The organism is Microbacterium altimontanum, assembly GCF_058349865.2.
This window is the reverse complement of the sequence record NZ_JBYRJB020000001.1, coordinates 101589-115252: the sequence shown is the minus strand read 5'-3', so window position 1 is coordinate 115252 and position 13664 is coordinate 101589. Positions and strand designations below refer to the sequence as shown.

The 13664-nt window shown below is 71.0% G+C and carries 12 protein-coding genes; 7 read left to right on the top strand and 5 right to left on the bottom strand.

Features of this window, described 5'->3' with window-relative positions:
- Positions 1-129 precede the first annotated feature (129 nt).
- Positions 130-807, top strand: coding sequence for a ComF family protein (locus AC3RX1_RS00550; RefSeq protein ID WP_491499280.1), 678 nt, complete (start codon positions 130-132; stop codon positions 805-807).
- Between the two features lie 132 nt (positions 808-939).
- Entirely contained in the window at positions 940-1605 is a 666-nt protein-coding gene (gene hpf, locus AC3RX1_RS00545) for a ribosome hibernation-promoting factor, HPF/YfiA family (RefSeq protein WP_491499279.1), read from the top strand.
- Positions 1606-1653: 48 nt separating this feature from the next.
- Here the strand turns inward: hpf and AC3RX1_RS00540 are convergent, their stop codons facing one another.
- Complete coding sequence (locus tag AC3RX1_RS00540) at positions 1654-3000, bottom strand: hypothetical protein (protein WP_491499278.1); 1347 nt, start codon at positions 2998-3000, stop codon at positions 1654-1656.
- A 131-nt stretch (positions 3001-3131) separates the two neighbouring features.
- Positions 3132-3455, bottom strand: a complete 324-nt coding sequence (locus tag AC3RX1_RS00535) for a DUF2249 domain-containing protein (protein WP_491499277.1) — start codon at positions 3453-3455, stop codon at positions 3132-3134.
- 60 nt (positions 3456-3515) lie between these two features.
- On the opposite strand from AC3RX1_RS00535, the gene AC3RX1_RS00530 reads away from it, so the two are divergent.
- The 3 genes from AC3RX1_RS00530 to AC3RX1_RS00520 are packed head-to-tail and all read left to right on the top strand — an operon-like array spanning position 3516 to position 8001.
- The gene (locus AC3RX1_RS00530) at positions 3516-4193 is read left to right on the top strand and encodes a helix-turn-helix transcriptional regulator (protein WP_491499276.1); all 678 of its coding nucleotides are present in this window, start codon (positions 3516-3518) and stop codon (positions 4191-4193) included.
- Positions 4190-5359: a DUF8744 domain-containing protein gene (locus AC3RX1_RS00525; protein WP_491499275.1), complete on the top strand. Its 1170-nt coding sequence runs from the start codon at positions 4190-4192 to the stop codon at positions 5357-5359. Before AC3RX1_RS00530 ends, AC3RX1_RS00525 begins: the two co-directional genes overlap by 4 nt.
- Positions 5356-8001 (top strand): multicopper oxidase domain-containing protein, encoded by a 2646-nt coding sequence (locus AC3RX1_RS00520; RefSeq protein ID WP_491499274.1) that lies wholly within the window; start codon positions 5356-5358, stop codon positions 7999-8001. The genes AC3RX1_RS00525 and AC3RX1_RS00520 overlap by 4 nt, the downstream gene beginning before the upstream one ends.
- Positions 8002-8105: 104 nt before the next feature.
- Here AC3RX1_RS00520 and AC3RX1_RS00515 read toward each other — a convergent pair whose 3' ends face one another.
- From AC3RX1_RS00515 to AC3RX1_RS00505, 3 genes are read right to left on the bottom strand one after another with little or no spacing between them, the layout of a single operon-like run.
- Positions 8106-8774 (bottom strand): FtsX-like permease family protein, encoded by a 669-nt coding sequence (locus AC3RX1_RS00515; protein ID WP_491499273.1) that lies wholly within the window; start codon positions 8772-8774, stop codon positions 8106-8108.
- Between the two features lie 29 nt (positions 8775-8803).
- Positions 8804-9115: an ATP-binding cassette domain-containing protein gene (locus tag AC3RX1_RS00510; protein WP_491499272.1), complete on the bottom strand. Its 312-nt coding sequence runs from the start codon at positions 9113-9115 to the stop codon at positions 8804-8806.
- Positions 9112-9747: a PadR family transcriptional regulator gene (locus AC3RX1_RS00505; protein WP_491499271.1), complete on the bottom strand. Its 636-nt coding sequence runs from the start codon at positions 9745-9747 to the stop codon at positions 9112-9114. The genes AC3RX1_RS00510 and AC3RX1_RS00505 overlap by 4 nt, the downstream gene beginning before the upstream one ends.
- A gap of 350 nt (positions 9748-10097) precedes the next feature.
- Here AC3RX1_RS00505 and AC3RX1_RS00500 point away from each other — a divergent pair, with 350 nt between their 5' ends.
- A complete protein-coding gene (locus AC3RX1_RS00500; protein WP_491499270.1) occupies positions 10098-10634 on the top strand; it encodes a hypothetical protein in 537 nt (178 codons plus the stop codon).
- A gap of 156 nt (positions 10635-10790) precedes the next feature.
- Positions 10791-13619: a preprotein translocase subunit SecA gene (gene secA / locus AC3RX1_RS00495; protein ID WP_491499269.1), complete on the top strand. Its 2829-nt coding sequence runs from the start codon at positions 10791-10793 to the stop codon at positions 13617-13619.
- Positions 13620-13664: the final 45 nt, after the last annotated feature.

The following is a 13664-nucleotide window of genomic DNA, read 5'->3' as shown; positions in this document are numbered from 1 at the left end:
CGGCGCCTCCCGCTGGTCGAGGGACGTCGGCGCCTCCCCAGACGGTGCGGACGGCGCGCTCCGCCGCAGTCGTGCACGGATGCGTCGCCGGGGCCGCTCGAGGGGCGGGTGGCCGCCGATGATCGGAGGATGAGCTCCGACACCGCCGCATACGACGACCTCCGCCGCCTCGCGCAGGACGCGCTCGCCGAGGCGCTCTCGCTCGTGTTCCCGGATGCGTGTGCGGGATGCGGGGCTCTCGACGCGGCGCTGTGCGCGAGCTGTCGCGGGCAGCTGCGGCCGCGCGTGGTCGCCGGCGAGGTCGACGGAGTGCCGCTGCGCAGCGGCCTGGTGTTCGACGGGGTACCCGCCCGGGTGCTGCGAGCCCTGAAGGAGCAGGGCCGCACCGCGTTCGCGCGATCCCTCGCGCCGGCGCTCGCCGCGGCGGTCGTGGCGCTCGACGCACCCGGTGCGGTGATCGTGCCGGTGCCGACGTCGCGGGCGGCCATGCGTCGACGGGGCTACCGCGTGGCCGAGCTTCTCGCGCGCCGCGCGGGCCTGGAGCCGCAGCGACTGCTGCGCGCTGCGCGACCCGTCGCCGATCAGCGGGCGCTCGGTCGTCGGGCGCGCGAAGTCAATGTCGCGGGGAGCATGGCGGTGACGCATCCGTCGGCTCTCGCCGGACGGGCGGTGATCCTCGTCGACGACGTCAGCACGACGGGTGCGACGCTCGCCGAGGCGGCGCGCGCGGTGAGAGCGGCGGGTGCGCGAGTGGTGGGAGCCGCCACCGTGGCGGCGACCCCGCGCCGGCGTCGCAGCGGCTGGTGACGCGGAGGAGACGGCTGGGCAGACGGATCGGGAACGGAGGGTGACAGTACGGGAAGCGCCGACTACGGTGGGGGACAAGAAGGCGACTCAGGTCCGCCCTTGGCCGGGAGGACCGGAACAAGGAGGTCAGGGATGGAAACCAGCATCGTCGGCGTGGGCGTGAGCGTTTCGGATCGGCTCCGCACCGTTGTCGAGGACAAGTCCGCCCGCATCGCGAACCTCGCGCCTCGCGCGCAGGCACTCGACGTCAAGGTGACGCATCGCGCCTATCACAACGGCGACCGCGAAGACTCCACCGTGGAGCTCACCCTCACCGGCAAGGGACTCCCGATCGTCCGTGCCGAGGCGGTCGACGGCGACAAGTTCACGGCGCTCGACCTCGCCGTCGACAAACTCGCCGAACAGGTCCGCCGCGCGAAGGAGAAGCGCGTCGACGGGCGCCGCCACCCTCGGGGCGCGAAGCTCGACAAGGGCACCGGCTCGCTCAGCGGCGTCGACCTGCAACCTGTCTCAGCCGACGTGCTGCGCGCCGTCGCGACCGGCGAGGTCCCGATCGTGACCGGTGCCGAGGAGGAAGCCGACTACACCCCGGTCGTGATCCGCACGAAGCGGTTCGACGCCGAGTGGATGACGGTCGAGGACGCCGTGGACCGCATGGAGCTGGTGGGGCACGACTTCTTCCTGTTCATCGACGCGCGCACCGACCACCCGAGCGTCGTGTATCGCCGCAAGGGCTGGGACTACGGGGTCATCTCGCTGACGACGCAGGCGCCCCCGAGCGCACAGCTCGTCTCCTGAACCGCAGGCGCGGCGGGCGGTCGAGGATCCTCGGCCGCCCGCTTCGTGTCAGTCGAAGAAGTCGCCGAGGATGCTGCCGATGACGAGGCCGCCGAGGATGCCGCCGAGCGCATCCCCGCCGCCCCCGCGCCGCGGGCCCTGCCCCCAGCCGCCATCGCCCCATCCGCCGTCGTTCCGGGGCCGGGCCACGTCGATGTCGCGCTGGGCCAGCTGCAGCGACTCCGCGGCGAGGTAGGCGACCCGTCGGGCAAGGGCGAGCGCCTGCTCGCGCCGGTCCTCCGCGACGGGCTGTGCGCCCAGCGCGGCGTCCGGTCCGATCAGCCGGGCGAGCTCGTCGCGCAGCCGCTCCGCCTCGGCGAGCCGGGTGCGCGCGTCCGCGCCGATCCAGCCGCGATGACCGCCGATGAGATCGCGGCCGATCGCCAGCTGCCGATCGGCGTCGTCGATCGCGTTGCGCACCTGCTCCGGGCTGGGCAGCGGATGCGCCGCGCGCTCGCGCGCAACGTCCACAGCGGCGTCGAGCGCGCTGTTCGACTCGCGCAGCGCGTTGAGATGAGCGAACGGATCCGCGTTCACGCCGGCGGCCGGCAGCGCGGCGAGATCGCCGGCGAGTCGCTCGGCGGCGGCGCGCACGTCCGGCGTCTGCGGCGCCGTGCGGGCGGCGACGAGGTCGTTCCGGGAGTCCTCGATGATCGCGCCGAGGGTCGATTCGGCGCGGAGCGCCTCGATCTCGAACCCGTCCACCGCCTCGAGGAGCGTACGGGCGCGGCGCACTGCTTCGGTCGCCGCCTCGAGAGCCACATTCGCCGGCTCCCGCTGACCCGCCTCCCGCCGCTCGTGCGCCACACGGGCGCTGTGCTCGGCGAACCCGAGCAGCTGTTCGGCCTCCGCGGGGTTGCCGTCGATCCGGCGCATGGCGCTCTCGGCGTAGCGCGCGGCGAGCCGCTCCACCGTGACGCGGGCGGGGGCGATGCGCTCACGCAGGTCGGCCGTGTCGCGCTGCACCTGGGCGAGGATCTGCGGGGCCTGGCGCGCGTGCGCGATGCGGTCGGACAGGGCGCCCATCCGCTCTTCGATGAGGTTCTCCGCCCACTCGCAGAGCTGCACGATGCGGGCGTTGCGGGTGCGGAGCTCCTCGGGGGTGTCGGGGATCTCGTCGTGGTTGAGCTGATTGAGCTGGAAGGCCTCGCCGAGGTGGTGCCGCACGCTCGCGAGCGCCTCGCGGAGCGGCTGCGTCGCCTCGTCGCCGAGCTCGGCTGCGGCGAACACCAGTTCGTCGGCGGTCAGGCGCACGCGCTCGTCCGCCGCGATCAGCGCAGCGTCGGCACGGCGGCCGAGCTCCGCATCCTCACCGGTGATCACGTCGCGCCGGCGTCGGCCCCAGAATCCACTCATGGGGGGATCCTAGAGCCCTCCGCTCGCAAGCGGCTGTGCGTCGGAGCCTCGTCGCCGCAGGGCCGACGCCGCGGGCTCAGCGGAGATGACTCCGCCCGGAATCGACGCCGAGCGGCGACCGGTGGACGGGCTCAGGCGGTGCGACGGATGAGGATGCGCCAGCGCTCCGGGCCCTCGTCCAGGTAGCGCGTCGCGTAGGCGTCGCCGTGGCGCGCCTGCAGCTGGCTGAGCAGCGGGAGCGGGTTGTGCGTGGCCGAGATGATGAGCGCGGCGCTCGGCTTCAGCGCGTCGATCGCTCCGAAGATCGCAGCGTGGCGGATCGCGTGCGGGATCGTCTGCACGTCGAGCTCGGGCAGCTCCTCGTCCTGCTCGCCGCACGTGCACCCGAACGTCGGGTTGTCGGCGTTCTGCTCGACGGCCTCGTCGCGGGAACGGTGGATCTCGATGCTCGCCATGGAACGCTCCTGTCTGTGCGGATGTGTGAATCCGCCTCCGAGTTTATTACACTTGTTTCCGTGGAAAATCGCGCGGTGCGCCCGGAGAGCAGGATCCGTCCCGGCGACCGTCGGCGTACCGCGGCCGGCCGGCGCCACTCGTCGACCCGGGAGATGCTGCTGCGCATGGTGGAGGCGCAGACGGCGCCGGTGTCGACGGCCGCGCTGGTCACCGCATCCGGTCTGCACGAGAACACCGTCCGCGCGCACCTCGAGCAGCTGCGCGACGATGGGTACCTGCACCGCGAGCGCCAGCAGATCTCGGGCCGAGGCCGGCCCGCCTGGCTCTGGCAGGCCGTGCGGCCTGATGCCGTCAACCCGTACGCCGGTCTCGCCTCCGCTCTCGCCGAGACCCTCGCCCGCTCCGGCGACGACGCGATCGCGCACGCCCGGGCAGCCGGAGCCGAATGGGGTGCGCAGATCGCGGCATCCCGCATCGACGAGGCGGGAACGGCGAACCAGACCGTCATCGGCGTGATGGAGGAGCAGGGCTTCGCGCCGACCGCCGCCGGCGACGTCGTGCTGCTGCGACGCTGCCCGCTCATCGAGGCTGCGACGCGGCATCCCGAGATCGTGTGCGCGGTGCACCGCGGCATGATCGACGGGGTTCTGCGCGCCCGCGGCGACGACTCCGAGAGCGATCTCGTGCCGTTCACCGGGCCGGGGGAGTGCACTCTGCGCCTGCGGGCAGCACGGTGAGCGCCGCGTCGCGCCGGCGTCCCTCGTGGCGTCTGGTCTGGATCCTGCCAGCGGGCCTCTCGCTGCTCGCGGGACTCGACGCGGCGCTCCTGCTGCTCGCGCTCCCGGCTCCCGTCACGACCGTGCGTCTGCCCGAGGTGCACGGCCCGCTTATGGTGCTGGGGTTCGTCGGCACGCTCATCGCCCTCGAGCGGGCGACGGCGCTGGGGAGATGGTTCGGTTTCACGGCGCCGGCACTGCTCGGCCTCGGCGGCATCGCTCTGCTGGCGGACGCGGTTCCGCTCCTGGCGGCGAAGGCCCTTCTCACCGCGGGCATGGCGGCCTTCGTGCTGGTCTACGTGCCGCTGTGGCGCCGCCAGTACGACGCGGCGCTGCTCGTGCAGCTGCTCGGGGCGGGCGTCGGCCTCGCCGGCGCCGTGATCTGGCTCGGCCAGAGCAGCCTCGACCGCGTGCTGCCGTGGCTCATCGGCTTCGTCGTGCTCACGATCGCGGCCGAGCGGGTCGAGCTCGCACGCATCACGATGGGTCCGCGGGCGGGCACCCGGCTGCTCGTGCACGGGTGGACGATCGCCGGGGCGCTTGTCGTGGGGATCCCCTTCCCGGATGCCGGCGCGATCCTCCTCGGGCTCGCTCTTCTCGCGCTCGTCGGCTGGCTCCTCGAGCACGATGTCGCCCGGCGTACGATCCGGGCGCAGGGGGCGAGCAGGTACATGGCGGCGTGCATCCTCGCCGGTTATGCGTGGCTCGCGGTCGCCGGTGTCGCGCTGCTGTTCGGCGAGCCGGCGGCGCAGCCGGTCTACGACGCCGTGGTGCATGCCGTGTTCCTCGGGTACACGATCTCGATGATCATGGCGCACGCGACGACGATCCTCCCCGCCGTGCTGCACATCGCGCTGCCGTATCGCGCGGCGTTCTGGGTGCCGGCCGCGCTCGTCCAGCTCAGCCTCGTCGTGCGCCTGTGGATCGGCGACGCGCTCGGCCGGCCCGCCGGATGGCAGATCGGCGGCGTGCTCGGCGTCGCCGGGCTGCTGCTGTTCGTCGTCGTCGCCGTGGCGAGTGCCGTCCTCGGCCCCGTGAAGCGCCCGGCGAGGGCCGCCGCCACAGCTCCGTCGAATGACCGCGCCGCTGCCCGTGTCCGCACGATCCCCACCCGAGGAGACGAATGACCGCCCCGACAGTCCGCCCCGACGACAAGGCGCCGAATCGCGGATTCTGGGCGCTGCGCGACATCCCGACCCTCGTCTGGCTGCTGCTCGTCGTCGCGGCGGTGATCGCCCATCGTGCGCTTCCCGAGCCGCGGTGGCTCATGATCCACCTACTGCTGCTCGGTGCGATCACGCACGCGATCCTCGTGTGGAGTCAGTACTTCTCGTATGCGCTGCTGCGCAGTGCACCCACCGTGCGCGATCGCAGGCGGCAGACGATCCGGCTGCTGCTGTCGAACGGCGGAGCGCTCCTCGTGATCCTCGGGGTGCCGACTCGTGTCTGGGTGCTCACGGCGGTGGGCGCCGCATCCCTCATCCTCGCCGTCATCTGGCATGGCGCCAGCCTCTATGCCCGGTCGCGGCGGAGCCTGCCCGGCCGGTTCGGTCGGACGATCCGCTATTACATCGCCGCCGCGGCGATGCTGCCGCTCGGTGCGGCGCTCGGGGCGTGGCTCGCGCACGACGACGCGTCGGCGAACCTCGTCCTCGCGCACGCGCTGCTGAACGTGCTGGGGTGGGTCGGCCTGACCGTCGCCGGGACGCTCGTGACGCTCTGGCCGACGATCCTGCGCACGCGTGCCGACGAGCACGCTGCGGCCGGAGCCGCCCGCGCGCTACCGGTGCTCGCCACCGGGGTGCTCGTCGCGGCGGTCGGCGCGGCGGGAGGATGGCTGCCGGTTCTCGCCGTCGGCCTCGTCGGCTACGCCGCGGGCCTCGGGATCATCGCGGTCTCACTCGCGCGCGCTGCGCGGCAGTCGCCGCCGCGCAGCTTCGCCGCGATGTCGGTCGGCACGGCGTTCCTGTGGTGGGTCGGATGCGTCGTCGCCTTCATCGTCGGAATCGTGGCGAGCGTCCTGAACGGCGCCGGGCTCGCCGGGGTGCAGGAGTCGCTCGACGCCATCGTGCCGTTCCTCGCGGCGGGATTCGCCGCGCAGGTGCTCATCGGCGCGCTGAGCTACCTCATCCCCGTCGTGCTCGCCGGCGGTCCGACACCGGTGCGCATCGGGACGGCGGCATTCGACCGGCTCGGCCCGCTGCGGGTGACGACGGCGAACGCGGCGCTCGTGGTGTGCGCGCTGCCGGTCACGAGCCTCATGCGCGTGGTGGCGTCGCTGCTGTACTTCGTGGCCGTCGCGTCGTTCCTCGTGATGATGCTGCTCGGGATGCGCGCGCAGCGGCGCGGAAAGGCGGCCGGCGCGACCCTCGCCGAGCACGGCCACGGGCCCATCGTGCCCGAGGGCACCGGACGAGGGCGGGCCGGGCAGGCGGTCGCGGGGCTGCTCGCGGTCGTGCTCGCCGTCGCGGTCTGCGTCGCCGTGGATCCGCTCCCGCTCGGCGGGGGAGCTCCTGCGGCGGGCGACCCGAACGCGCCGGTGAAGGTCGTGCAGGTGAGCGCGGCGAACATGAGGTTCGCGCCGAACCGCATCGAGGTGCCCTCCGGCACGCGGCTGAAGATCGAGCTCACGAACACCGACGTCAGCCAGGTGCACGACCTCGTGCTCGCGAACGGCGTGGCGGGCGCTCGGCTCGCCCCGGGCAGGAGCGAGACGATCGACGCCGGCGTGATCACGAGCGACGTCGACGGGTGGTGCTCGGTCGTCGGACACCGGCAGATGGGGATGACCCTGACGATCGTCGTGACGGGCGCCCCGGGTGGGGCGGCTGCGCCGGCGCCGAGCGCGAGCGCCATGCCCTCGATGCCGGGGATGCCGGGGATGGATGACGGCGCGAGCGCGACGCCGAGCGCGGGGTTCCGTCCGTACGACGCCACGCTCGCACCGCTGGCAGAGGCCGGTCGTCCGGTGACCCGTCGCGTCACGATGACGGTGACGGATAAGAAGATCGAGGTCGCCCCCGGCGTCACGCAGACGCTGTGGGTGTACAACGGCACGGCACCCGGGCCGGTGCTGCACGGGCGGGTGGGCGACACGTTCGTCGTGACGCTCGTGAACAAGGGCACGATGGGCCACTCGATCGACTTCCACGCCGGGGAGGTCGCGCCGGACGAGCCGATGCGGACGATCGCGCCGGGCGAGAGACTCACCTACACGTTCACGGCCGGCCGCGCCGGGATCTGGATGTACCACTGCTCGACGATGCCGATGACGGCGCACATCGCGAACGGCATGTACGGGGCCGTCGTGATCGAGCCGAAGGATCTGCCCGCGGTGGATCGCTCATACGTGCTGGTGCAGGGGGAGTACTACCTGGGCTCGCACGACGGCGGGGAGGTCGACACCGGCAAGATCGCTGACGACAAGCCCGATCTCGTCGTGTTCAACGGATACGCCGACCAGTACGACCACGCGCCGTTGACGGCGGCCGTGGGGGAGCGGGTGCGCGTGTGGGTGCTGGATGCCGGGCCCGACCGCGCGTCGAGCTTCCATGTGGTGGGCGGGCAGTTCGACACGGTGTGGAGCGAGGGACGATACCTGCTGAACCGCTCGGAGACGACGGGTTCGCAGGCCCTCGCGCTCGCACCGGCGCAGGGCGGGTTCGTCGAGCTGACGTTCCCCGAGGCTGGCCACTACCCGTTCGTGTCGCACTACATGATCGACGCCGAGCGCGGCGCCCACGGTCTGTTCGCCGTGACCGCGAAGTAAGGGCTGCGGCGCCCGCGGCCTCGCGAAGGACGGAGATCTCGCGAAAGGCGGAGCGAATCCGGCCGAAGGCTCCGCCTTTCCGCAGGTCTCCGCCCCTCGTCCGGCTACGCGATCGCGGTGCGGCGGGTGAGGTCCGGCTTCCGGGGAGGCACGAGCCAGGCCACCAGTGCGATGGCGACGGGAAGCCCGATCGCGAGGAGCGTGAGCCACGGCCACGGGACGTCGGCGAAGTACATGTAGTCCTGGCTCGTCTGCGTGATCCCCCAGGCCGGGATGAGCGCGGCCGCCGTTCCCACGACGGTGCCGATGCCCACCACGATCAGTGCCTGCCACGCGTTGATGCCGCGCCGGACGGAGTCGTTCGCGCCGACGGCAGCGAGTGTCGCGTCGTCGGGCCGTCGTTCGAACCGCGCCAAGCCGAGACATACGGCGCCGGCGCCGAGCACGAGCACCATCGCGCCCGCGGAGATCGCCCACAGGACGGGACTGATCGGATCCGGCCCCTTCTCGATCGCGACTGAAAGGGAGCCTCCCCCCACCCGCGTGTTGTCGGCAGCGAGCGTGAGCGCATCCATGGTGGCCGTGGACGGCGGCTCGGAATAGGCGCCGTACAGCATCTGCGGGACGAGCGGCATGCCGAGCGTTCGGGCGGTCGCCGGCGTGATCACCAACTGGATCTGGGACTGGGCGTGCGTGCCGGTGAAGACGGCGACCGGCAGCTCGTGCGATCGCACCGGCGTCGGCAGGTCCGCGGCATTCCCGCTCCCGGACATGTACGCGCTGGATGCGTCGCTGTACGCTGTCAGACCCGCATACGTCCACTCGCTGATCCGGATGTCCCGCCCGCCAGGGAACGCCGCCGCAGCAACGCGAGTTCGCGCGGCGACACGGTGGAGAGGTGACGCCCCTCGACGATGACCTCGCCGGAGGTGGGATGCTGCAGCCCGCCGGCGATCGACAGCAGCGTCGACTTGCCCGACCCCGACGCGCCCATGATCGCGACGAGTTCGCCGCGCGCCACCTCGAGGTCGACGCCGGACAGGGCCGACACGGATGTCTCACCGACGCCGTACTGCTGCGTGACGCCGACCAGGCGCAGCACCGATTCGCTCATCGTGAGACTCCCGTCGGCTCGACCCGCTGCGCTCGCCCGGCGGCCGGGGCCGCCGCCGGCCGGCCTCGCTTCGGCCTCTCGGTCGACAGCTCCAATGCCAGGGCGTGCCGGGGATGCAGCGCCAGCCGCTGCTCGGTGTGGTCGAGCCAGCGCACCTCGGCCTCCGCCGCGAAGATCATCGAATCGACCACGAGCGACCACGCCAGCTCCTCAGGCCCGTCGGGATCGGAGCCGGCGTACTTCGCGCGGTTCAGCTCCTGCAGCTGCGCGAGCGACGCTCGGCGCTGCCGTTGGATCACCTCGGCGACGTCCACGCCGGGAAGCGTCGCGGCGAGGGCGAGCTTGATCGCGAGCTCGTCGCGGGTTCCCTGACCGCGCTCGACGGGGGAGTCGAGCCAGGAACGGACCTCCGCCATCCCGGCATCCGTGATCTCGAAGAACACGTGCCCCTGCTCGTCGACCTCGCCCTTCGCGACGAGCCCGTCGCGCTCGAGGCGCTCGAGCGTGTTGTAGATCTGCCCGACGTTGAGGGGCCACGTCGAGCCGGTGCGCCGGTCGAACTCGTGCCGCAGCTGGTATCCGTAGCACGGACCCTGATCCAGGATCGCCAGCAGGCTCTGTTTGACCGACATCCGCGTCTCCTTCGGTGCATTCCGAGTATGTAATTGCCGAGTATATACATACTGAGAAACGCGGATGCGTCAGCCGTCGCTGGCGTGTCGCGAATTCAGGCGTCGGCGCGGCTCAGAGCCGGCACCGAGGGAGGAGACGGCACGGAGGCAGGTGAAAATCACCACGCTCGTCCTCCCTCGGAGTTTTCGCCTCCGCTGGACCGGCGGAGGACGGCACGAGCCGATAACGTGACGGCATGGATGCTCCTGCTCCAGAGTCGCAGTCGCCTCGCGTCGTCCGTCCGACCTGGGTGTGGGGCGGCATCTGCCTGACGGCCAGCGTGGTGCCCGGGCTCCTCTGGCAATCCACGGTGGCGATCGGCCTGTCCGTCGCGCTGGGCTATCTGGAGAAACTGCTGTGGTGCGCAGCGCTCGTGTTGTTCGCATTCGGGCGCGACAGCGTCGTCGCGCGCCGTGGGCTCGGTGTCGTGGCGCTCTGCGCGCTTGGCGTGTGGCCCTTGGTCGCCACTGTCGCGGTACCGGCGCTTCCGGTCTTCGCGGACGGCGATGGGCCCGGTGACCTCGCCGGCGCGGTTCTCACCTCGGTGGCGATCGGGCTGATCCCAGTCGTATTTTCGCTGGTGGCGGTCGTGCAGGTGTGGCGGGCCGATGCGATCCCGCGCGCGTTCCGCTGGGCACCGACGGCGGCGCTCGTGCTGTGCGTCGTGCCGGCAGCGCTGCAGTACATGCCATTCGTCTTCTCAACCCCGGCTGGTGCTTCGATCATCATGAGCGTGACGCCGTTGTTCCGTGTGGCTGCCGTCATCGGACTCGGTGTGATCGCGATCATCGCCGGGATGCAGCCACGGGCGGCCGAACCCATCTCGGTGTATTCGTCGGGGGAGTGAGCAGCGCGGGGTCGAGGCATCCGTCGTCGCCTTCCCTCCGCACGGCGGCTGAGGAGCCGATCTGCCAGCCACCTCAAAGGCGGCCGATGGATAACATGGGTGGATGTGCCCGGGCGCGAGCCCGCCGCACGCTGACCCGATAGATGGAGATCCTCCGTGGCCAACCCCCTCGAGAAACTGCTTCGCGCCGGTGAGGGCCGCCTCCTACGGCGGCTCGGCCAGGTCGTGAAGGCCGTGAACGCCCTCGAAGACGAGTACGCGGCGCTCACGGACGACGACCTGCGAGGCGAGACGGCGCACTTCCGCGAGCGCTACGAGAACGGCGAGTCGCTCGACAAGCTCATGCCGGAGGCGTTCGCCGCCGTGCGCGAGGCAGCCAAACGCACCCTCGGCCAGCGCCCGTACGACGTGCAGCTCATGGGTGGCGCCGCCCTCCACCTCGGGAACATCGCCGAGATGAAGACGGGTGAGGGCAAGACCCTCGTCGCGACCCTCCCCGCCTACCTCAACGCGATCGCAGGCAAGGGCGTCCACGTCGTCACCGTGAACGACTACCTCGCGAGCTACCAGTCGGAGCTGATGGGCCGCGTGTTCCGCGCGCTCGGCATGACGACCGGCACGATCGTCTCCGGGCAGACGCCCGAGGTGCGGCGGGAGCAGTACAACGCCGACATCACGTACGGCACGAACAACGAGTTCGGCTTCGACTACCTGCGCGACAACATGGCGTGGCAGAAGCAGGACCTCGTGCAGCGCGGCCACTTCTATGCGATCGTCGACGAGGTCGACTCCATCCTCATCGACGAGGCGCGCACCCCGCTCATCATCTCCGGTCCGTCGTCGGGCGAGGCGAACCGCTGGTTCACCGAGTTCGCCAAGATCGCTCGCACCCTCGAGGCCGGCGTCGACTACGAGGTCGATGAGAAGAAGCGCACCGTCGGCGTGCTCGAGCCGGGCATCGAGAAGGTCGAGGACTACCTCGGCATCGACAACCTCTACGAGTCGGCCAACACCCCGCTGATCTCGTTCCTCAACAACTCGATCAAGGCGAACGCCCTGTTCAAGCGCGACACGGACTACGTCGTCATGAACGACGAGGTCATGATCGTCGACGAGCACACCGGCCGCATCCTCGTCGGCCGCCGCTACAACGAGGGCATCCACCAGGCCATCGAGGCCAAGGAGGGGGTGCCGGTCAAGGCCGAGAACCAGACGCTCGCCACCGTCACGCTGCAGAACTACTTCCGCCTGTACGACAAGCTCTCCGGCATGACCGGCACCGCCGAGACCGAGGCCGCCGAGTTCATGTCGACGTACAAGCTCGGCGTCGTGCCGATCCCGACGAACAAGCCGATGATCCGCAAGGACCAGCCCGACCTCGTCTACAAGAACGAGCAGGCCAAGTTCGTGCAGGTCGTCGAGGACATCGCCGAACGCCACGCCACCGGACAGCCGGTGCTCGTCGGCACGGTGAGCGTCGAGAAGAGCGAGTACCTCTCGCGCATGCTCGCGAAGAAGGGCATCAAGCACGAGGTCCTGAACGCGAAGAACAACGCGCGCGAGGCCGAGATCGTCGCCCGTGCGGGTCGCCTCGGCGCCGTCACCGTCGCCACGAACATGGCCGGCCGCGGCACCGACATCATGCTCGGCGGCAACGCCGAGTTCATGGCGGTGCAGGAGATGAAGGCCAAGGGTCTCGACCCCGAGGAGACTCCCGAGGAGTACGAGGCGGAGTGGGATGCCGTCTACGCCGCCGTCAAGGAGAAGGTGGATGCCGAGGCCTCGACGGTCGTCGAAGCCGGCGGCCTCTACGTCCTCGGCACCGAGCGTCACGAGTCGCGCCGCATCGACAACCAGCTGCGCGGCCGGTCGGGCCGTCAGGGCGACCCGGGCGAGAGCCGCTTCTACCTGTCGCTGACCGATGACCTCATGCGGCTGTTCCAGTCCGGCGCCGCCGAGGCCATCCTGTCTCGCACGAACTTCCCCGACGACGTGGCGATCGAGTCGAAGATGGTCTCGCGCGCGATCAAGAGCGCGCAGTCGCAGGTCGAGGCGCGCAACGCCGAGATCCGCAAGAACGTCCTGAAGTACGACGACGTGCTGAACCGCCAGCGCGAGGCGATCTACACCGACCGCCGTCACATGCTCGAAGGCGACGACATCGCCGACCGCGTGCAGCACTTCATCGAAGACACGGTCAACACGATCATCGACGACCACACCTCGGTCGGCCACACCGAGAGCTGGGACTTCGACGCACTCTGGACCGAGCTGAAGACGCTCTACCCGGTCAGCGTGACGATCGACGAGGTCGTCGCCGAGGCGGGGACCAAGGGGCGCATCACCTCGGAGGGCCTCAAGCGCGAGATCCTCTCCGACGCCAAGATCGCCTACGACCGCCGCGAGGAGTCGCTCGGCGAGCCTGCCATGCGCGAGCTCGAGCGCCGCGTCGTGCTGCAGGTGCTCGATCGCCGCTGGCGCGACCACCTCTATGAGATGGACTATCTCAAGGACGGCATCGGCCTGCGCGCGATGGCGCAGCGCGACCCCCTCGTCGAGTACCAGCGCGAGGGCTTCCAGATGTTCCAGACCATGATGGGGCAGATCAAGGAGGAGTCGATCGGCTACCTCTACAACCTCGAGGTCGAGGTGCGTCGCGAGGCGGAGGGTGAGCTGGATGTCGAGGCAAAGGGCCTCGTCGCGCCGGCGCAGGACAACCAGCGGCTCGAGTACTCCGCGTCGAACGACATCGGCGAGGTCGAGGTGCGCAACGACCGCGGACAGGTGCAGCAGGCGGCCACGAACCGCCTTCGCCAGGCGGCCGCCGCCGCTGCTGCGGCCAGCGAGCAGGCTCCGCAGCAGGCACCGGCCGAACCGGTCGCCCGCGGGGCGTTCGGTCAGCCGACCTCTGCCCCGTCCGGCCAGAACAACGGCCCCGCGCCGCAGAACCGTGCGGAGCGCCGCGCTGCCGGCAAGCGCAAGTAGCCGCATCCGACGCGTGCGACGAGGCGGGGTCGTCCGGGCAGTATT

Coding starts and splice junctions, on each gene's coding strand:
- AC3RX1_RS00540 (WP_491499278.1), bottom strand. CDS start 3,000: ATGAGTGGATTCTGGGGCCGACGCCGGCGCGACGTGATCACCGGTGAG.
- AC3RX1_RS00550 (WP_491499280.1), top strand. CDS start 130: ATGAGCTCCGACACCGCCGCATACGACGACCTCCGCCGCCTCGCGCAG.
- AC3RX1_RS00510 (WP_491499272.1), bottom strand. CDS start 9,115: ATGAGCGAATCGGTGCTGCGCCTGGTCGGCGTCACGCAGCAGTACGGC.
- AC3RX1_RS00535 (WP_491499277.1), bottom strand. CDS start 3,455: ATGGCGAGCATCGAGATCCACCGTTCCCGCGACGAGGCCGTCGAGCAG.
- AC3RX1_RS00515 (WP_491499273.1), bottom strand. CDS start 8,774: ATGTCCGGGAGCGGGAATGCCGCGGACCTGCCGACGCCGGTGCGATCG.
- AC3RX1_RS00505 (WP_491499271.1), bottom strand. CDS start 9,747: ATGTCGGTCAAACAGAGCCTGCTGGCGATCCTGGATCAGGGTCCGTGC.
- hpf (WP_491499279.1), top strand. CDS start 940: ATGGAAACCAGCATCGTCGGCGTGGGCGTGAGCGTTTCGGATCGGCTC.
- AC3RX1_RS00520 (WP_491499274.1), top strand. CDS start 5,356: ATGACCGCCCCGACAGTCCGCCCCGACGACAAGGCGCCGAATCGCGGA.